Here is an 18,162-nt window from a genome sequence, read left to right as displayed (position 1 = left end):
ACCGGTGGCGGCGGCCGTGGCGTCGCGGTGGGCCGCCTCGCCTGCCGCCTGGAGCTCGGCGGAGCGCTCCTCCTCGGCGTCGGCCTGTGCGTCGGCGGTGTCGGCGGCGGCGTGCAGGGCGCGTACGAGGTCACCGGCCGCCTTCGTCCGGGCGGCCAGCGCCGGGGCGGCGTCCCGCTCGGCCTCGCGGATGGCGCTGGTGACCCTGGTCAGCCGGTCGGCGGCGGCGCGGTGCCGCAGGACGGTCTCGGCGGCCTGCCAGGCGGAGTGCAGGGTGCGGGCGTCGCCCAGCTCCCGCTTCAGGCCGGCGGCTCCTTTCTCTGCGGCGGCCAGGGCCAGCGAGGCGTGGCGGTAGGCGAGTTCGGCGGCGACCAGGGTGCCCCGGCCCCGGGCCTGCTCGGCGTCGGTGACGGCGTATGCGGCGGTCGCCATGCGCTGGGCGAGTTCGGTGGCGCGGCCCCGCTCCTCGTTGCCCCGGGCGGACAGCCGGCGGGCCAGGCCCCGGGTGCGGCGCTCGGACTGGGTGTGCACGCCACGCGCCTGCTCGCGGGCGGCGGTCGTGTCCACGATGCGCTGGAGGAGTTCGAGGGATCCCGCGGTGAAGTCGCGTTCGGCGGTGAGCTCGGAGCGGCGGCCGAGCTTTCCGGCGAAGCCGTGGAGGAGGTCGGCGAGCCCGTCCGTGTCGCGGGTGTCGGTGACCGCACGCAGCAGCAGGTCGGTGAAGTCGGAGTCCTTCTTGACCGCGAAGAGGCCGGCGGCCTCGCCCTCGTCGGCGTTCATCTCCCGCTGGTAGCGGAAGAGTTCGGGGTCGAGTCCGAGCTCGCCGAGGTGCTCGTTCCAGCGGTCGTGGATCTCCTCCCAGACCACCTCCAGGTGCTGGTAGAACTTCCCGGCCTCGGTGATCGCGTCGCGAAAGCCCTTCATCGTACGGCGGCGGCCCTTGGCGCCGGAGGCGCCTTCGACGGCCGGCCGTACGGCGGTGGACTCGGCGACTGGGAGGGAGTCCAGGCTCAGTCCGGGGCCGGGCCGGAAGGAGTACCAGGCCTCGGCGAACTTACGCGGGTCGGAGGAGATCTGGCGGCCTCGCCACTCACTGACCTTGCCGACGACGACCAGCTCGCCGGTAACGGTGTGCTGCCACTCCAGGGCGACGTGCCCGCAGTCCTCGGCCAGCAGGAACTTGCGCAGGACGCCGGAGCTGGCGCCGCCGAGGGTGTTGCGGTGGCCGGGCAGCATGACCGAGAAGATCAGCTTGAGGAGGACGGACTTGCCGCCGCCGTTCTCCAGGAAGAGCACGCCCGCCGGGGCCGGCCGGCGCGGCGGACCGGTCGGCTCGTCCTCGAAGAACTCGGCCTGGGCGGGCGCCGGCTGCGGCACCGGCTCGCCCACCCCGCGCAGGTCCAGGACGGTGTCGGCGTAGCGCGCACCGGCAGGCCCGATGGAGTAGAGGCGGACCCGGGACAGCTCGTACATGGCGGCAGGGGCTTTCGGTTGTGTTCGGGGTGCTCAGGATTTCAGGAACGTCAGGAGTGGAAGGGCAGGCCGGCGTCGGCGGCGAGGTCGAGTGCCTCGGCGTCGTCCGGCGGCAGGAGCGTCGCACTGCCGTCGGTCACCGGCACTATGCCGAGTTCGAGAAGCTCGGCCATCGCAGCGCTGCCCGCCATGTCGCGGACCTGCAACTGGTAGCGGGCGGTGGTGCGGTACGTGCCTCCGGCCTCGTCGCCGGTGCGCTGGAGGAAACCGGACTCCACGAGGAAGGCGACGGCCTTGCCGATGATGCCGGTGGTCGACCCGGCGAGGCGGCGGGCGTCCTTGGTCGCGCCGGTGGCGCTGCGGCGCATGTAGACCCGCCAGGCGGCTTCCAGGCCGGGAGCGTCGGTTGCCGGGTCGGTGTTCTCGCCGTTGGCGTCCGCGGTCTCCTCCAGGCGGCGGCAGGCCTGGCGTACGAAGGCCTCGATGCCGTTGACCGTGATCCGGCCGATGTAGCCGTCGTCGGCCAGGTCCTCGGGGCGGGGGAAGGCCATGGCGGCGATGGCGAGGTGGGCCAGGCCGTGGAGGAAGCGGTCGGCGGCGTCGGAGGCGGCGCGGCGTGAGTAGTCGCCCATGCGGACGGCGAAGACGGAGTCCTCGGCGGCGGCCACGGCCATGCCGGCCCGGGGGGACACCTCGAGGACGACCAGGCCGAGGCCGGCGGCGACGGCGTCGGCGAGGCGGGCGAAGGGCGGGTCCTCGCGGTGGCGGCGGATGAGGTCGGCGTATTCGGCGTCGCGGGCGGGGAGCAGCTTCGGTTGGAGGCCGAAGGAGACGAGGCGGGCGGCGTCGGCGGCGTCGGCCGCCGTGATGGTGCCGCCCTGCCCGGCCGACGGCACGTCCGGCTGCGCCGGGGCTTCCGTTTCGCGGTAGTCGGTCACTGGCTCTGCTCCTCGGTGCGGGTGGTCGTGGGCTGGGGCAGGGGGACTCCCCCGCCCCGCCCCTTCCCGAAACCGGGGGCTCTGCCCCCGGACCCCCTGTCCTCAAACGCCGGACGGGCTGAGTGGTCCAGCCGAGCCATGCCCACTATCAGGTCGGCTCCCCCGAATTCGGGGTCGTCCAGTTCCGTACCGTCGTCCACCGCGAACAGGAGCCGTTGCTCGCCCTGGCGGTAGGCGGTGCCGACCGGGGGGCTGGCGGCGTGGATGGCCAGGAGGGCTAGTAGGTAGGGCAGTTCGGGGTCGGTGCGGCGGGCTTCGGCAAGGAGGCCGGAGAGACGGCGGGGGGCGTCGGGGGGGAGGTCGAGGAGGGCGAGGGCGGTGTCGAGTTGTTCGTCGGTGAAGCGGGAGTCGTCGGGGGTGGCGACGAGGTCGGGTTCGGGCATTTCGGCGCCGAGGTGCTCGCGTTCGACCGGCGGGGTGAGGAGGCCGTCGACGAGGTCGATGACGCGTACGGAGGCGGGCGTGCGCAGACCGGTGCCGCGGGCGAAGAAGGCGTCCGTGACACGGGTGGCGTGTTCGACGGGCAGGGGGAGGACGGGTGCGACGAGCTGGCCGTAGAGGTCGAGGCCGGCGCGGGAGGGCGGAGCGGCGAAGGCCTGGCGGTCCTGTTCGGCGCGGAAGAGGGGGCCGGCTTCCAACAGGCGTGACTGGAGCTGGGTGTGGCGGCGGATGCAGTCCTTGACGATGTCGACGAGCTCGGCGGCGCGGCGCTTGTGCTCGGGGTCCTCGGCCTCGTCCCTCGCCTTGCGGATGTTGGTGAGGATCGCGTTCTCGTGCCGGTAGCGATCGGCGACGTGGTCGAGGGCCTCGGCGATCATGTCGGGGACCGTACGCAGCCAGTCGACGGCCCGTACGTTGCGCCGGGTCGCCTCCAGGGTGCGGCGGAGGATCTCGGCGTACTGGACGGTGCGGTAGCGGGCCTGCTCGGCGGCGAGCTGGGCGTCGGCGAGGCGGCCGCGGTTGATGAGGACCTCGAGCTTGACCTCGGCGGCGATCTGGGCGCTGGTGACGTCGGTGTCGAGGGCGCCGACCAGGACGTTGACAGCTTCGTCGGTCGTACGCAGGTAGATGCTGCCGCCGGAGCCGGCGACCTCCTCGATGAGCTTGAAGTCGTAGTCCCGCCTGACGTACGCGCCGTCCGGGCCGAAGGTGCCGTAGACGGCGCGGAAGCCGCGGTCGACGCTGCCGACGTTGATCAGGTTCTCCAGGACCCAGCGGGCGACGCGTTCGTGCTCGGCGGTGTCCCGGCCCGGGGCCTGGGCGGCGACGCGCGGGAGGAGGCGGTGGATTATCTGGTCGTGGTCGGCGCCGGTGTCGAAGTCCATGTTGAGCGTGACCAGGTCGATGGCGGCCAGGGCCACCTCCGCCATCGCATACACCCCGTACTCGCCCGCGAGGTTGGCCTTGCGCGCGTCGAGGTCGTGCAGCGGCGCGGTGCAGGCGAGGGCCTTGAGCCGACGGGCCAGGCCCTCGTCGGCGGCCGGCCCCGGGGCGGGGCGTGCAGCACTGCTGTGCTGGTGGGGGATGGTCACGGTCACGACGGACAGGTTATGCGGTCGCACTGACAACGGCCCAAACGGCGCGTACCGGCCTGGTCAGCCGAGCTTGCGGGCGTAGCCCTCGACGAGCTGGCGCTGCGAGTCGTCCAGGTAGGCGGCGAGGACCCGCTCGGCGCCGCGCGCGTCGCCGGCCCGCAGGGTGCGCAGTATCTGTCCGTTCCGCCCGACGTAGGGCTCGTGGAAGGCCCGGGGGTCGTCCATGACGTGGAAGACCAGGCGAAGTTCGGCCAGAATGCCGCGCATCAGCTCGTCCGTGCGCGGGCTTCCGGCCAGGGCGACGATCCCTTGGTGGAAGCTGATGTTCGCGGTGCCCACGTCCCGCCAGCGCTTCTCCTCAACGGCTTTGTGGCCTTCTTCGACCGCCTGTTCCAGGGCGTCCAGCGCGTAGGGGGGCTGCCCGAGGGAGCGCAGGGCGGCGCCCTCGATCAGCCGGCGGACGCGGTAGATGTCCTCCAGGTCCTCGACCTCCAGGATGCGTACGAAGACGCCCCGGTTGAGCTCATGGACGAGCAGTCGTTCGTGGGTGAGCAGCCGGAATGCCTCGCGCAGGGTGTTGCGTGAGACGTTGAGCGCCCCGCCGATGGTGTCCTCGGAGAGCCGGGTGCCGGGCGGGAAGAGCCCTTCGGCGATGCGGTCGCGCAGGACGCGGGCGGTCCATTCCGCGACGCTGGTGCGCTCCTGCCGGGCGCTGTCTTCCTTGAGTTTGTGGAGCACGTCCTCTTGGTCGCCCACTGCTTCCTTCTTCTCGCCGCTGTGCGTTGTCCGAAAGTCAATCGCAGAAGCGAGAACGAAACAACACGGGTATTGCAGGATCGTTCAACAATCCCCTACTTTGAAGCTCGCATCGCCCCGTCCCCAGAGCTGCACCCTCCATCGCTGCGAGGTGCCCATGAGTACGTCCCCCGTCACCAGCACCACTCCCGACGACACACACGAGGGCTCCGGAGCCTTCACCTGGTTCCGTGACCTCAGCCCGCGCGGCCGGCGCGCATTCGCCGGCGCGTTCGGCGGTTATGCCCTGGATTCGTACGACTTCTTCACGCTGCCGCTCAGCATGGTCGCCATCGCGGCGTACTTCGGGCTCAGCACCGGCCAGACCGGGCTGCTCACCACCGTCACCCTGGTCGTCTCCGCCGTCGGCGGCGCGATCGCCGGTGTGCTGGCCGACCGGATCGGCCGGGTCAAGGCGCTGATGATCACCGTCATCACGTACGCCGTCTTCACCGTCCTGTGCGGCTTCGCGCCGACGTACGACTCGCTGCTGGTACTGCGCGGCCTCCAGGGTCTGGGCTTCGGCGGCGAGTGGGCGGTCGGCGCGATCCTGGTCGCCGAGTATGCCTCCGCCAGGCACCGGGGCCGCACGCTGGCCTTCATCCAGAGCTCCTGGGCAGTGGGTTGGGCGCTGGCGGTGATCGTCAACACCGTGGTCTTCCAGCTGGTCGGCCCGGGCACGGCGTGGCGGGTGATGTTCTGGACCGGCGCACTGCCCGCGCTGCTCGTGCTGTACGTACGCAAGAACGTCAAGGACGCCCCCGAGGCCGCCGCCAAGCGGCTCACCAGCCCGGCCAAGGGCTCGCTCACCGAGATCTTCAAGCCGGGGCTCGCCAAGACCACGTTCTTCGCCTCGCTGCTGGCCACCGGCGTGCAAGGCGGCTACTACACGCTCGCCACCTGGGTCCCCGCCTACCTCAAAACCGAGCGCGGCCTGACGGTGGTCGGCACCGGCGGCTATCTGACCGCCCTCATCTCGGGCGCCTTCACCGGCTATCTGACCGGCGGCTTCCTCACCGACCGCCTGGGCCGCAAGAAGACCATCGCCCTGTTCGCGGTCCTGTCCGCCGCCTGCATCCTCGCCTACACTCATCTGCCGTCCGGCTCGAACGGCCTGCTCCTGGCGCTGAGTTTCCCGCTCGGCTTCTCCATGTCGGCCATCTTCAGCGGCTTCGGGGCCTTCCTGAGCGAGCTCTACCCGACCCCCGTGCGCGGCGCGGGGCAGGGCTTCACGTACAACGTCGGACGCGGCGTCGGCGCCTTCTTCCCCACCCTGGTCGGCTTCCTGGCCGGCAGCTGGGGCGTCGGCGGGGCGCTGGTGTTCGGCGCCATCGGCTATGCCATCGCCGTCATCGCCCTGTTGGGACTGCCCGAGACGCGCGGCAAGGAGCTGCTGTGACCGCCTTCACCCCCTCCCAGGCCCGTGAGCGCTTCCGGGCAGGCCTGTCCGTCCCGACCGCCGGCTGGGCCCCGGGCCACACCCAGGCCAACCTCATCACCGTCCCGGCCGACTGGGCCGACGAGGTACTGCTGTTCTGCCGGCGCAACCCCAAGCCCTGTCCCGTACTCGACCTCACCGACCCCGGCTCCTGGACCACCCACTTGGCCCCCGGCGCGGACCTGCGCACCGACTTCCCGCGCTACCGCGTCTGGGAGAACGGCGCGCTGGTCGACGAGCCCACGGACGCGACCGGCCACTGGAGGGACGACCTCGTCTCCTTCCTCATCGGATGCAGCTTCACCTTCGAGAGCGCACTGGCCGACGCCGGGGTCCCGATACGCCACACCCAGCAGGGCCGCAACGTCCCCATGTACGTGACGAACCGTCATTGCCGCCCCGCCGGACGCCTCAGCGGGCCCCTCGTCGTCTCCATGCGCCCCGTCCCCCGCGAACTGGTCGCCACGGCCCGCAGCGTCAGCGGCACCATGCCCGACGTCCACGGCAGCCCCATCCACACCGGCGACCCCGCCGCCCTCGGCATCCGCACCCTCACCCACCCCGACTTCGGCGACCCCGTCCACGCCGAACCCGGCGACGTCCCCATGTTCTGGGCCTGCGGGGTCACCCTGCAGGCCGCGGTGATGAGTTCGCGGCCACCGTTCGCGATCACCCACGCGCCGGGGTACATGCTGGTCACGGACGTACGTGACGAGGAGTACCGCGTGGCGGGATGATCGTGTCGATGCGGTCGACGGCCGACACGGCACCTGCGGTTGCGGGTCGGCGAGTGAGCCGAAGCGGAGCGGCCGCTGTCGAAATGGGGGCACTCCCCCAGCCTGGCGGCTGGGCGGGGGTCCCCCCGGCCGAAGGCTGGGGAACCCCCACCGGACGGAGTCTGGGGGAGTGCCCCCACAGTGGCTCAGCGCAGCGGAGGCGAACTCGCCTCAAAAATAGGAGAAGGAGCGCGACCACCATGACCCAGGCCCTGATCGACCTCAACGCCGATCTCGGCGAGGGCTTCGGCCGCTGGCGGCTGACCGACGACGAGGCGCTGCTGTCGGTCGTGACCAGTGCCAACGTCGCCTGCGGCTTCCACGCCGGGGACGCGGCGACCATGCGCCGGGTCTGCGACCTGGCCGCCGAGAAGGGCGTGGAGATCGGCGCGCAGGTCTCCTACCGGGACCTGGCGGGGTTCGGCCGGCGGTCGATGGATGTGCCGGCCGATGAACTCGCCGCCGAAGTCGCCTACCAGATAGGCGCCCTGGAGGTCTTCGCGCGGGCCGCCGGGGCCCGGGTCTCGTACGTCAAGCCGCACGGCGCGCTCTACAACCGCACCGTGCACGACGAGGAGCAGGCCGCCGCCGTGGTCGACGGCGTGCTCCTCGCGGGCGCCGGCGCGGAGCTGCCCGTGCTCGGCCTGCCCGGATCCCGGCTGCTCGACGCCGCAGGGAAGGCCGGACTGCCCGTCGTGGCTGAGGCGTTCGCCGACCGCGCCTACACCGCCGACGGCACCCTGGTGTCCCGGCGGGAGGAGGGCGCGGTGGTCACCGACCCGGACGCCGTGGTGCAGCGGTCGGTGGGCATCGCCGGCTCCGGGTCCGTCGTGGCGCACGACGGGCGGCTTATCGCCGTGCGCGCCCGGTCGCTCTGCCTGCACGGCGACACCCCCGGCGCCGCCGAACTCGCCCGCCGGGTCCGGTCGGCTCTGGAGGCGGCGGGCGTACGGGTGGAGGCCTTCGCGTGAGGCCGCTGCCGGTGGGCGAGGACGCGCTGCTGATCGAGTGCGGCTCAGGGGCGGAGGCCGAGGCACTCCACGGCGAGCTGCTGCGGCGGCGCGCGGCGGGCACGCTTCCCGCCGTGAGGGAGATAGTTCCAGCAGCCCGGACCGTACTCATCCGCGGACTCGACGACCCGGGCCGCTTCGCCGCACGGCTCACGGAGTGGAAGGTGCCGCCGCCCACGGCCACCCTTCTGGACGCCGTCGAGATCCCCATACGGTACGACGGGCCCGACCTCGCGGAGGTCGCCGCCCTGTGGGGCGCCGGCTCGGTCGAGGAGGTGGCGCGGATCCACTCGGCGGCCCGATTCCGGGTCGCCTTCTGCGGATTCGCGCCCGGCTTCGGCTATCTGACCGGGCTGCCGGAGCGGTATTCCGTGCCGCGACGGTCCACCCCCAGGACCGCTGTCCCGGCGGGCTCGGTCGCCCTGGCGGGACCGTACACCGGGGTGTATCCGCGCTCCTCCCCCGGCGGCTGGCAGTTGATCGGCGCCACGGACGCCGTGCTCTGGGATCCGGCGCGGGAGCCCGCGGCGCTGCTCGCGCCGGGGACGCCGGTGCGGTTCGTCCCCATCACGGCGGAGGACGTACGGTGACGGACCGGGCTTTCGTGGTCGTACGGGCGGGTGCCCTGACCACGGTGCAGGACCTCGGGCGGCCCGGGCATGCCCACTTGGGTGTGCCCGGCTCCGGGTCGCTGGACGTGCCCGCGAGTCGGCTGGCCAACCGGCTGGTCGGCAACGGCGTTGAGGCCGCGGTCCTGGAGACGACGCTCAACGGCTGCGCGGTGCGGCTGCGGTGCGCGGCCTCGGTCGCCGTCACCGGCGCGCCGTGTCCCGTCACGGTCGACGGCCGGCCGGTGGCGTGGGGCGCCCCGGTGGCAGTACCCGCCGGTGCGGTGGTCGAAGCGGGGGCGGTGGTGCGCGGGGTGCGCAGCTACATCGCCTTCGGTGGCGGGGTCGCCGTCGAACCGGTGCTGGGCAGCCGCTCCACCGACCTGCTCTCCGGGCTGGGCCCGGCGCCCCTCACGGACGGCGCGGTGCTGCCGCTGGGCGAGGTGGCCGGGCCGTCTTCTCCGGTCGACGTCGTACCGGCCCCCGGCCCGCCGGACGAGCTGGTCCTGCGCATCCTGCTCGGGCCACGCGACGACTGGTTCACGCCGGCCGCGCTGCGCACGCTTGCCGTGGGCACCTACTGGGTGGCCTCAGCCAGCAACCGCATCGGCCTGCGTACGGAGGGCCCGCCACTGAGCCGTGCCCGGCACGACGAACTCCCCAGCGAGGGCATGGTCCTGGGCGCCGTCCAGGTTCCCCCGGACGGGCGGCCCGTCGTCTTCCTCGCCGACCACCCCACCACCGGCGGCTACCCCGTCATCGGCGTCGTCCGTGGCCGCGACCTCGCCGCGGCAGCCCAGGCCGCGCCGGGGACGCCGGTGCGGTTCGTGCCGGTGCGCCGCCGTTAGGCCAGGTCCGGCTGGTCGGTGCCCGCCCGATCCACGGAGTCGGCCGACCTGGCCTGTCGCGCGATGAAATACCGAAGTGGAACGCTCAGGATCCACCAGTACGCCGCCGTGCCGGGCGAGATCAGCGTCATCGGCACCGAGGTGGCGAAGACCACCGCGACCGCCGCTGCCTGCCGGATCGACAACAGGACCCGGTCGCGGGACACGTGGGGACGACACAGCGCCGGCTGCCGCAGGAGATGGACCGACATCGCCGCGATCAGCAGAGCGCACAGGGCGATTGACCCGGCATACACCGACGTCGCGACCGCACTGCCCTGGTAACCGCTGATGAGCTTGGTCGGGAACGGCAGGGCGGCGATGACGGCGAGCAGCGCGAGGTCCAGGCGCAGCAGCCAGCGGTCCAGCTCCGCGACCATGCCGAACAGGCGGTGGTGGGAGATCCACAGCACGCCGATGACGACGAAGCTGAGGAGGTATCCTCCGACCGTCGGAAGCGCCTCTTTGAGGGCATGTCCGAGTTCCGACGAGGGGACTCCCTCCGGAATCTTCATGTCAAGGGCGAGCAGCGTGATGGCGATGGCTATGACCGCGTCCGCGAACGCCTGCATGCGCTCGACGTCGATCCCGTGGTTGTAAGTAGATCTCACGGCCGAAAGCTTAGGGCGTGCCGTAACCGCCACCGCCCGGGGTCGCGATGACCAGGACGTCGCCGGGGCCGACGTCGGCCGAGTCGCATCCGCCCAGCGAGGTCACCGAGCCGTCGGCGCGGTCGATGGAGTTGACGCCGAGCGCGCCGGGGTGGCCGCCCGCCATGCCGTACGGGGGGACGCGGCGGTGGCTGGAGAGGAGGGCAACGGTCATCGGTTCGAGGAAGCGCAGCCGGCGGACGACGCCGTGGCCGCCGCGATGACGCCCGGGGCCGCCGCTGGGGTCGCGGATGGCGAAGCTGTCGACGCGGACGGGGTAGCGCCATTCGAGGACTTCGGGGTCGGTGAGGCGGGAGTTGGTCATGTGGGTCTGGACGGCGTCGGCGCCGTCGAAGTCCTCGCCGGCCCCGGATCCGCTCGCCACGGTCTCGTAATACTGCACGCGCTCGTTGCCGAAGGTGACGTTGTTCATCGTGCCGGAGCCCTCCGCCTGAACGCCGAGGGCGGCGTAGAGCGCGCCGGTGACGGCCTGGGAGGTCTCGACGTTGCCCGCGACGGTGGCGGCCGGGTACTCGGGGGTCAGCATGGACCCGGCTGGGATGCGGACTTCGAGGGGCTTGAGGCAGCCGCTGTTGAGGGGGATGTCGTCGGCGACGAGGGTACGGAAGACATAGAGGACGGCGGCCATGACCACGGACTGGGGGGCGTTGAAGTTGCCGTCCTGCTGGGGGGAGGTGCCGGTGAAGTCCAGGACGGCGCTGCGCGCTTCGCGGTCGACGGTCACGCGGACGCGGATGACGGCGCCGTTGTCGGTCTCGTACGCGTACGAGCCGTCCTGCAGGGTGGCGATGATGCGGCGGACGGACTCCTCGGCGTTGTCCTGGACGTGCCGCATGTAGGCGTGGACGACGTCGAGGCCGAACTGCTCGGTCATACGGCGCAGTTCACTGATGCCCTTTTCGTTGGCGGCGATCTGGGCGCGCAGGTCGGCAAGGTTGGAGTCGGGGTCGCGGGACGGGTAGGGGGCGTCGGCCAGGAGGGCGCGGGTCTCGTCCTCCCGCATGCGGCCGTCGCGGACGAGGAGCCAGTTGTCGAAGAGGACGCCTTCCTCGTGGATCGTACGGCTGAAGGCCGGCATGGAGCCGGGGGTGAGGCCGCCGATCTCGGCGTGGTGGCCGCGTGAGGCCACCAGGAAGAGCAACTCGTCGCCGCGCTCGTCGAACACCGGGCTCACTACCGTCACATCGGGCAGGTGGGTGCCGCCGTGGTACGGGTCGTTGATGGCGTAGACGTCGCCCGGGCGCATCGTGTCCGCGTTGCGGCGAAGCACTTCCTTGATGGACTCGCCCATGGAGCCGAGGTGGACCGGGATGTGGGGGGCGTTGGCGATGAGGTTGCCGTCGGCGTCGAAGAGGGCGCAGGAGAAGTCCAGCCGCTCCTTGATGTTGACGGAGTGGGCGGTGTTCTCCAGCGTCACGCCCATCTGCTCGGCGACGGCCATGAAGAGGTTGTTGAAGACCTCCAGTAGGACCGGGTCGACATCCGTGCCGACCGCGACCCGGCCGGGCCGGGGGCGGACGCGGGTGAGGAGCAGATGGCCCTGGTCCCCGGCGACGGCCTGCCAGCCGGGTTCCAGGACGGTGGTCGCGTCGGGCTCGGCGATGATCGCGGGCCCGGTGACGGTGTCGCCGGGACGAAGGTCGTCTCGCAGATAGAGCCCGGTGGGCTGCGGGCGGCCCTCGGCGAACATCCGCACCTCGGCGACGGGCTTCAGGTCGCTCTCGCGCGGCGGCCTTTCGAGGTCATGCCGGGCGGCCGGTCCTGCCGCGCCGACGGCCTCGACGGAGACGGCCTCGACGACGAGCGGCTTGTCCATCGTGAAGGCGTAGCGGCCGCGGTGGGCCCGCTCGAAGGCCTCCCGCATGTCGGCCGCGCTGCCGAGGCCTACGGGGAGGCTGGAGTCGGTGCCCGCGTAGCGGAGGTGGACCCGGGCGACGGTGTGGACCGTGTCGTCGGGGACGCCGTCGTCGTGGAGCTGGGTGCGGGTCTGCTCGGCGAGGTCGTCGGCCGCCTCGCGCACCGACGGCATGCTGCCTTCACCGAGTTCGGCCTCCACTGACCGTTCGCGCATCGCGGTGGCGTCGGCGAGACCGATGCCGTACGCGGACAGGACACCGGCCAGCGGCGGGACGATGACGGTGCCGATGGACAGCGCGTCGGCGACGGCGCAGGCGTGCTGGCCGCCGGCGCCGCCGAAGCTGGTGAGGGCGTAGCGGGTGATGTCGTAACCGCGCTGTACGGAGATCTTCTTGACGGCGTTCGCCATGTTGAGGACGGCGATCTCCAGGAAACCGGCCGCGACCTCCTCGGGGCCGCGATCGTCGCCGGTAGTCTGAGCCAGTTCGGCGAACTTCTCCGCCACGGCCGTCGCGTCGAGCGGTTGGTCGCCGCCGGGGCCGAACACGGGCGGGAAGTGGTCGGGTTGGACGCGGCCGAGCATGACGTTGGCGTCGGTGACGGTGAGCGGGCCGCCGCGCCGGTAGCAGGCGGGCCCGGGGTCGGCGCCGGCCGAGTCGGGTCCGACGCGGTAGCGCTGGCCGTCGAAGTGCAGGACGGAGCCGCCGCCGGCCGCGACGGTGTGGATGTTCATCATCGGGGCGCGCATCCGCACCCCCGCCACCTGCGTGCCGAAGACCCGCTCCAACTCGCCCGCGTAGTGCGACACATCGGTGGAGGTGCCGCCCATGTCGAAGCCGATGACCCGGTTGTGGCCCGCCTGTTCGCTCGTACGGGCCATGCCGACCACTCCCCCGGCGGGACCGGACAGCACGGCGTCCTTGCCCCGGAAGTGCATGGCCTCGCGCAGTCCGCCGTTGGACTGCATGAACATCAGCCGGACCCCGTCCAGCTCCTTGGCGACCTCGTCGACGTACCGGCGCAGGATGGGCGACAGGTAGGCGTCCACGACGGTGGTGTCGCCGCGCGGGATCAGCTTGATGAGCGGGCTGACCTCGTGCGAGCAGCTGATCTGGGTGAAGCCGAGGTCGCGGGCGGTCTCGGCGAGGGCCTGCTCGTGCTCGGGGTGGCGGTAGCCGTGTATGAGGACGATGGCGGCACTGGTGATGCCTGCGTCGCGGGCCTCGCGCAGCGCCGCGTCGGCGGCGTCGAGGTCGAGGGGGCGCACGATGCCGCCGTGCGCGTCGCGGCGCTCGGGGATCTCGGCGACCCGCTCGTACAGGGCCTCGGGGAGGACGATGCGGCGGTCGAAGAGGCGCGGGCGGTTCTGGTAGGCGATGCGCAGGGCGTCGCGGAAGCCTTCGGTGATCACCAGGACGGTCGGCTCGCCCTTGCGTTCCAGGAGGGCGTTGGTGGCGACCGTGGTGCCCATCTTGACGGCCGCGATGCGGTCGGCCGGGATGGGGTCGTCGGGGCCGAGCCCGAGCACCCGGCGGATCCCCGCGACGGGTGCGTCGCGATAGCGCTCGGGGTCGTGGGACAGCAGTTTGCAGGTGACGAGGCCGCCGTCGGGCCGTCTGCCCACGATGTCGGTGAAGGTGCCGCCGCGGTCGACCCAGAACTCCCAGCGTCCGGTCATGGGCCCATTGTGGCAGCCGGGCCGTGCATCAGCGGTCAGGCTGCCTCCAGCGGTTCGTACGACGAAAGCTTGAGCGAGGCAATGGCCCGTACGGTCGCCCGGTGCGCGTTCAGCTCCAGCGCGGTGCCGGTGCCGGAGGCCTGGTGGCGGCACTCGGCGACGGCCAGTCCCAGCAGGTCGGGGAGCAGATCCGCACACCGGTCCCACACCCATTTGGTGCCGCGTGTGGCCATCCAGTACACGCTCGCCGCCCGGCCGGGACCTGGCCCGTCGGGTACGACGGACGGCGGTTCGCCGGCCGCCATCCCCGCCGCCGCGAGCAGCGCGTGGAACTCCCTGGCCAGCAGCCGGTGGCCCAGCTCGCTCGGATGCAGGCGGTCCGCGCTCCACGAGGCGCGGTCGAAGACCCAGGGGTGGTGGGCGGTGTGCAGATGCACGGCTCCGTAGTGGTCGGACAGGGCGTGTACGACGTGGTTGACCGCCCGCATCCGCCGGCCCAGCGGCCGTGCCAGCGGCCAGGGCAGCCCCAGCATCCGGCCCGGGTCCGGCAGGCAGGCCGTCAGCAGCCCGGCGCCCTGTGCGCGCAGCGCGCCGAAGACGGCATCGAGGTGCTGGGCGACCGCTTCTATGTCGAAGGAGCCGCGCAGGGTGTCGTTCGCCCCGACCACGACCGAGGCGAGGTGCGGACGGTGGCTCAGCGCCTCCGTGAGCTGCTCGCCCGCCACGTCGGCGGTGAGCGCGCCGCTGCGCGAGCAGTTGAGCAGCCGCGAGCGTTGCGGCTGCTCTGCGAGGGCCGGAGCCAGCAGCGCCGCCCAGCCCCGCCATTCTCCACCCGGCAGCGGGTCGCCGAGGCCGGCGGTCAGCGAGTCGCCGAGCGCGGCGAACCGCAGCGTTGTCATCGGGCGCTCCCCGGTGCCGTGACCCGCGGCAGCGCGTCGTGGGCGGTGAGGAAGGCGTTGACGGCGGCGGGCCAGCCGTAGCGCTCGGCCTGGGCGCGGGCGACGGCACGGCGGATCTGCTCGGGGCGGGCAAGGAGATACTGGACGGCTTCGGCGAAGGCGGGGCCGTCGTCGGTGGCGGCGGTGCCGGCCGGGCCGATGAGGTCAGGGAGGGCGGACAGTGCGCTGACGACGACCGGGGTGCCGCAGGCCATGGCCTCGATGGCGGCCAGGCCGAAGGTCTCGACGGGCCCGGGGGCGAGCACGACGTCGGCGGTGGCCTGGATCGCGGAGAGCCGGTCGCGGTCGGCGACATGGCCGAGGAAGGTGACGGGTAGCCCGGCGGTCCGGGCCCGCTCCTCGAGCCGGGGCCGCAGCGGCCCCTCGCCGACCACCACCAGAGCCGCGTCCACCCCCCGCCGCCGCAGGTGCGCGAGCGCGTCCAGGGCCCGCCCGGGGCGCTTCTCCTGCGAGAGCCGTGAGCACATCGCCAGCATGACCTGGGCGCTTCCGGCGTACCGGGCGCGAAGCGCGTCGTCGCGGAAGGCGGGGTCGCAGCGGTCGAGGTCGACGCCGAGCGGAGCGCGTACGAGGTTGCGTGCCCCGATCCTCTCGAACTCGGCGGCCGCCCAGCCGGTTGTGCAGACGATGCGCGAGTAGGCGTGCGCGCTGCGCCGGTTGAGGCGGTCGGCGGCGTTCTGCGCGAGCGCGGTCGGCACGCCCCAGGTGCGCAGTACGCCGTCCACGCTCTCGTGGGAGACCATCACTGCCGGGATCCGCCGCCGGCGCGCCCACTGCCCCGTCCAGCGCAGCGTCGTACGGTCGGAGACCTCCAGGCGGTCCGGGTCCAGCCCTTCGAGGAGCCGTTCGAGGCGGGTGCGGTTGGTGAGGACCCGGTAGCCGCCGGTGCCGGCCACCAGCGGGCCCGGGACGGTGATCACCCGGCCCTGGTCGGTGGGTTCGTCGCTGTACCGCTCCCCCGGGACGACGAGTACGGGGTCGTGACCGGCGTCGAGGTATCCCGCGCCGAGGTGGCGGAGCGCGGTGCGCAAGCCGCCGGAGACGGGCGTGACGAAGTTGGCGAGCCGTACGATCCGCAGCGAGGCGCTCATGCGGCCACCGCCGTCCTGGCGCTCAGCACCTGGTCGTAGTGGCCCAGGAGCAGGTCGCCGACCGCTGCCCAGGTCCGACCCTCGACATCGGCCCGACCGGCCTGTCCGAACTCCTGGCGCAGTCCCGGCGCCCCGGCCAGCAGCCGCACCGCGCCGGTGACCGCGTCCGCGTCCCCCGGCGGGACGAGCAGGCCCGTACGCCCGTGGTCCACCAGGTCCAGCGGGCCGCCGGCGGCGGGCGCGACGACCGGCAGACCGCTGGCCATCGCCTCCTGCACGGTCTGGCAGAAGGTCTCGAAGGGCCCCGTGTGCGCGAAGACGTCCAGCGACGCGAAGATCCGCGCCAGCTCGTCGCCCGTACGGCGGCCCAGGAAGACCGCCCCCGGCAACGTCTCCCGCAGCCCGGGCGCGCTCGGGCCGTCCCCGACCACGACCACCCGCACTCCCGGTAGCGCGCTCACGCCGCTCAGCAGCTCGACGTGCTTCTCCGGGGCGAGCCGGCCGATGTAGCCGACCAGGATCTCGCCGTTCGGGGCGAGCTGTGCGCGCAGCGCGTCGTCGCGGTGCGCGGGGTGGAAGCGTACGGAGTCCACGCCACGCGGCCACAGGTGCACGCGGGGAATGCCGTGGGTCTCCAGGTCTCGCAGCGACGCGGTGGACGGCGCGAGGGTTCGGTCGGCGGCGGCGTGGACGGTACGTATCCGGCGCCAGGCGGTGGACTCGCCGAGGTTGAGATACGTGCGTGCATAGCCCGCCAGGTCGGTCTGGTAGACCGCCACGGCCGGGATCCCCTGGCGCGTCGCGGCGGCCATGCCGCGCACCCCCAGCACGAAGGGGCTCGCCAGGTGGACGATGTCCGCCCGGTGCGCGGCGATCGCGGCAGCGGTGCGGCGGCTCGGCAGCGCGACCCGCACCTGCGGGTAGCCCGGGAGCGGTAGGGACGGCACGCGGATGACTGGGCAGGGGTCTTGTTGGCCGGCCGGCGGGTCCTGCGGACCCCCCGGTCCTGCCGGCGCGATCACGAGCGGGTCGTGGCCGCGCCGGACGAGGTGCTCGGCCGTACGCAGGGCGCAGTGGGCTACGCCGTTGACATCGGGCGGGAAGGATTCGGTGACGATGGCGACACGCATACCGACGTTGTCGGCTCCCCGTGCGTGATCCCGGCCACGTCGATCTTTCCGGCGGGGGAACGCGCCGCCAATCCTTTACGCCGGGCGCCCCCGCGTGCGGCCCGGCGGGTTCGTCTCCCCCACCCCGCCCCTTCCCGAAACCGGGTTCCGCCCGGACCGCTGGGGCTCCGCCCCACGCCTGGCCCATGAAGGCTCACTGGTCACCCTATGGCGCTCCCGTTTCCTTGATGGCACAGGGCGTTTCGGTACCTCCAACCACACGAACCACACGGGCTACCTTCGGGAACTATTCATCACGATATCAATCGTCCAGACCAACGGGGAATTTCAGTCAAGAGGTGGCGAACTTTCCGTCATGCGGGCGAAAAAACCCCTGGACTCCGCACAGAATGAGAAAGCTCATACGAGAGCTTACCGGCATCTCACGGAATTCGGGTGCAGTGCGAGTTAATGTCTCACCGCAAGCCCAATCCAGAGCCGTCTCAGGGGAGTCACCTTGAATACTCGTATCGCCGCTATTGCCGTGCTGTCCGCCGCGCTCGTCGCAGGAGGCGCCACGGCCGCCAACGCCGCCGCTCCTGCCAAGCACGCGCCGGCGAGGACCGCGCCGGCAAAGGCCGCACCGGCGAAGAAGCACGCGCCCGCGCCGGCGTCGAGCATCAGCATCTCGGCGAGCGCCACCCGCGCGCGGGTGGGCAATTCGATCACCTTTTCCGGCAGCACCACTGGCCTGTCCAAGGGCAGCACCGTGACGCTCCAGGAGCAGAACTCGCACGGCAAGTGGGTGTCGCTGGACGCCACCGCCACTGTCGACCGCCACAGCAGCTACTCGATCAGCGACACCCTTGGTAAGGGCACGCAGACGCTGCGCGTGGTGGACGGGGACACCACTTCCTCGTCGGTGACCGTCGTCGTGAAGTAACTGACCACGGCCATAGTCCTTTTGGCCTACGACAAAGCCTCCGCAGCGGCCGGTGCGGAGGCTTTGTCGTAGGCCAGGAAACTGCCAAAAAGGCCGCGCCCCGAAACCGGTTCGCGGTATCGGTCGAGCTCGCGGATACGCGGGCGTGGCGGTTCCGGGTTCGCGGCCCTTTCTGAGAAATTCACACACATAGGAACGCCATCATGAACGATTACGACCCAACAAGCCCCCACGGGACCGAGGGGGACGGGACGCTCGTCATCGGAACGGCAGCGACCAAGGCAACGGAAGCTTCGCTGACCTCCCCCTACTCGGGAGGCGTCGTCGACCGTGT

The 18,162-nt window shown here is 72.2% G+C and carries 14 protein-coding genes and 1 pseudogene; 6 read left to right on the top strand and 9 right to left on the bottom strand.

The genetic code is table 11. The features are described from left to right. The 4 genes and pseudogenes from EFK10_RS09950 to EFK10_RS09935 form a co-directional block, all read right to left on the bottom strand. A pseudogene (locus EFK10_RS09950) lies at window positions 1–1,473 on the bottom strand (hypothetical protein); the annotation flags it as partial. Between the two features lie 50 nt (window positions 1,474–1,523). Continuing rightward, complete coding sequence (locus EFK10_RS09945; RefSeq protein ID WP_127355369.1) at window positions 1,524–2,411, bottom strand: hypothetical protein; 888 nt, start codon at window positions 2,409–2,411, stop codon at window positions 1,524–1,526. Continuing rightward, complete coding sequence (locus tag EFK10_RS09940; RefSeq protein ID WP_240677113.1) at window positions 2,408–4,009, bottom strand: hypothetical protein; 1,602 nt, start codon at window positions 4,007–4,009, stop codon at window positions 2,408–2,410. Before EFK10_RS09940 ends, EFK10_RS09945 begins: the two co-directional genes overlap by 4 nt. Window positions 4,010–4,066: 57 nt before the next feature. Continuing rightward, window positions 4,067–4,762 carry a GntR family transcriptional regulator gene (locus tag EFK10_RS09935; protein WP_127355368.1) on the bottom strand — a complete coding sequence of 232 codons (696 nt, stop codon included), beginning with the start codon at window positions 4,760–4,762 and terminating at the stop codon, window positions 4,067–4,069. A 157-nt stretch (window positions 4,763–4,919) separates the two neighbouring features. Here EFK10_RS09935 and EFK10_RS09930 point away from each other — a divergent pair, with 157 nt between their 5' ends. The 5 genes from EFK10_RS09930 to EFK10_RS09910 all read left to right on the top strand — a co-directional run bounded on the left by EFK10_RS09930 (window position 4,920) and on the right by EFK10_RS09910 (window position 9,481). Next, on the top strand, window positions 4,920–6,200 hold the full coding sequence (locus EFK10_RS09930; RefSeq protein WP_127355367.1) for an MFS transporter: 1,281 nt from the start codon (window positions 4,920–4,922) through the stop codon (window positions 6,198–6,200). Further along, entirely contained in the window at window positions 6,197–6,976 is a 780-nt protein-coding gene (locus EFK10_RS09925; protein ID WP_127355366.1) for a putative hydro-lyase, read from the top strand. The genes EFK10_RS09930 and EFK10_RS09925 overlap by 4 nt, the downstream gene beginning before the upstream one ends. Before the next feature lie 239 nt (window positions 6,977–7,215). Next, on the top strand, window positions 7,216–7,986 hold the full coding sequence (locus EFK10_RS09920; protein ID WP_127355365.1) for a LamB/YcsF family protein: 771 nt from the start codon (window positions 7,216–7,218) through the stop codon (window positions 7,984–7,986). Next, window positions 7,983–8,615 (top strand): 5-oxoprolinase subunit B family protein, encoded by a 633-nt coding sequence (locus EFK10_RS09915; RefSeq protein ID WP_127355364.1) that lies wholly within the window; start codon window positions 7,983–7,985, stop codon window positions 8,613–8,615. The genes EFK10_RS09920 and EFK10_RS09915 overlap by 4 nt, the downstream gene beginning before the upstream one ends. Then, window positions 8,612–9,481 carry a 5-oxoprolinase subunit C family protein gene (locus EFK10_RS09910; RefSeq protein ID WP_127355363.1) on the top strand — a complete coding sequence of 290 codons (870 nt, stop codon included), beginning with the start codon at window positions 8,612–8,614 and terminating at the stop codon, window positions 9,479–9,481. The genes EFK10_RS09915 and EFK10_RS09910 overlap by 4 nt, the downstream gene beginning before the upstream one ends. Here EFK10_RS09910 and EFK10_RS09905 read toward each other — a convergent pair. The 5 genes from EFK10_RS09905 to EFK10_RS09885 are packed head-to-tail and all read right to left on the bottom strand — an operon-like array spanning window position 9,478 to window position 16,906. Further along, a complete protein-coding gene (locus EFK10_RS09905; protein ID WP_127355362.1) occupies window positions 9,478–10,131 on the bottom strand; it encodes a TMEM175 family protein in 654 nt (217 codons plus the stop codon). The genes EFK10_RS09910 and EFK10_RS09905 overlap by 4 nt on opposite strands. Before the next feature lie 10 nt (window positions 10,132–10,141). Beyond that, window positions 10,142–13,726, bottom strand: coding sequence for a hydantoinase B/oxoprolinase family protein (locus EFK10_RS09900; RefSeq protein WP_127355361.1), 3,585 nt, complete (start codon window positions 13,724–13,726; stop codon window positions 10,142–10,144). Between the two features lie 35 nt (window positions 13,727–13,761). Then, on the bottom strand, window positions 13,762–14,625 hold the full coding sequence (locus EFK10_RS09895; protein WP_127355360.1) for an SGNH/GDSL hydrolase family protein: 864 nt from the start codon (window positions 14,623–14,625) through the stop codon (window positions 13,762–13,764). Beyond that, the gene (locus EFK10_RS09890) at window positions 14,622–15,776 is read right to left on the bottom strand and encodes a glycosyltransferase (protein ID WP_127355359.1); all 1,155 of its coding nucleotides are present in this window, start codon (window positions 15,774–15,776) and stop codon (window positions 14,622–14,624) included. Before EFK10_RS09890 ends, EFK10_RS09895 begins: the two co-directional genes overlap by 4 nt. Further along, window positions 15,773–16,906, bottom strand: coding sequence for a glycosyltransferase family 4 protein (locus EFK10_RS09885; RefSeq protein ID WP_127355358.1), 1,134 nt, complete (start codon window positions 16,904–16,906; stop codon window positions 15,773–15,775). The genes EFK10_RS09890 and EFK10_RS09885 overlap by 4 nt, the downstream gene beginning before the upstream one ends. Before the next feature lie 496 nt (window positions 16,907–17,402). On the opposite strand from EFK10_RS09885, the gene EFK10_RS09880 reads away from it, so the two are divergent. Then, window positions 17,403–17,828, top strand: a complete 426-nt coding sequence (locus EFK10_RS09880; RefSeq protein WP_127355357.1) for a hypothetical protein — start codon at window positions 17,403–17,405, stop codon at window positions 17,826–17,828. Window positions 17,829–18,162: the final 334 nt, after the last annotated feature.

Source organism: Streptomyces soli (assembly GCF_003999195.1).
GTDB lineage: Bacteria > Actinomycetota > Actinomycetes > Streptomycetales > Streptomycetaceae > Actinacidiphila > Actinacidiphila soli.
This window is presented reverse-complemented; position numbering and strand designations above follow the sequence as displayed.

Excerpts from the sequence above, each read along its gene's own strand:
- EFK10_RS09895 (WP_127355360.1), bottom strand. The coding sequence starts at position 14,625 with ATGACAACGCTGCGGTTCGCCGCGCTCGGCGACTCGCTGACCGCCGGC.
- EFK10_RS09890 (WP_127355359.1), bottom strand. The coding sequence starts at position 15,776 with ATGAGCGCCTCGCTGCGGATCGTACGGCTCGCCAACTTCGTCACGCCC.
- EFK10_RS09930 (WP_127355367.1), top strand. The coding sequence starts at position 4,920 with ATGAGTACGTCCCCCGTCACCAGCACCACTCCCGACGACACACACGAG.
- EFK10_RS09900 (WP_127355361.1), bottom strand. The coding sequence starts at position 13,726 with ATGACCGGACGCTGGGAGTTCTGGGTCGACCGCGGCGGCACCTTCACC.
- EFK10_RS09920 (WP_127355365.1), top strand. The coding sequence starts at position 7,216 with ATGACCCAGGCCCTGATCGACCTCAACGCCGATCTCGGCGAGGGCTTC.
- EFK10_RS09885 (WP_127355358.1), bottom strand. The coding sequence starts at position 16,906 with ATGCGTGTCGCCATCGTCACCGAATCCTTCCCGCCCGATGTCAACGGC.